Source organism: Sulfurimonas sp. NWX79, assembly GCF_039667035.1.
Classification (GTDB): Bacteria; Campylobacterota; Campylobacteria; order Campylobacterales; family Sulfurimonadaceae; genus Sulfurimonas; species Sulfurimonas indica.
In genome coordinates this window covers 1-593 of the sequence record NZ_JALCZL010000068.1, presented here as the reverse complement: position 1 = coordinate 593, position 593 = coordinate 1, and the positions used below count along the sequence as shown (strand labels likewise).

The following is a 593-nucleotide window of genomic DNA, read 5'->3' as shown; positions in this document are numbered from 1 at the left end:
TCCTTTCAAAAAAGATGAAATGGAGTCTATCAAAAATTAATTTGATTTTTTAAGGTTTGTGTTTAAAAAGTAACTTTTAACTCACTTCCTTTAGTGCCAATTTTAGCAGTTCGTTTGACAACTGTGTACTCTTTTGATTTAGCACATAAAACAGAATCAACAAAATCCAAGTTTTTATTGTCAAATATCTCTAATGCCCTAAGCATATTTTCTTTCTCTGCAATGTGGATATTCATTAACAAACTTGTTAATGTTTCTTTTATCTCTTTTTTTTCAGTATGATAAACTTTTAACAATACAAAAACAACTTCCGCTAACACTTCGTTTGGAATCAAACACATATTGTTAAGCATACAATCTTTAGCTATCTCAAACATTTCAAGATTGTCTTTTAGAAGAAACCTTAAAATATAATTTGCATCTAAAATAATCATCTATACTTCTCAAGCACATGCATTTCCCAAGCTTTATCTGCAAAAAACGCACCAAATCGGACACCCATAACGTTTTAGTTCGGACACCTGTGACGGTTTTAAATCGGACAGTGATGACGGAAATGATTCGGACACTTTTACTAAAAAGCGTCAAGAAAG

The 593-nt window shown here is 31.0% G+C and carries 1 protein-coding gene; it reads right to left on the bottom strand.

The genetic code is table 11. The features are described from left to right. Positions 1-62: 62 nt before the first annotated feature. A complete protein-coding gene (locus tag MNY27_RS10950; RefSeq protein WP_346392352.1) occupies positions 63-434 on the bottom strand; it encodes a PIN domain-containing protein in 372 nt (123 codons plus the stop codon). Positions 435-593: the final 159 nt, after the last annotated feature.

Bases quoted from the DNA above. Each gene is read 5' to 3' on its own strand.
- MNY27_RS10950 (WP_346392352.1), bottom strand. From the start codon at position 434: ATGATTATTTTAGATGCAAATTATATTTTAAGGTTTCTTCTAAAAGAC.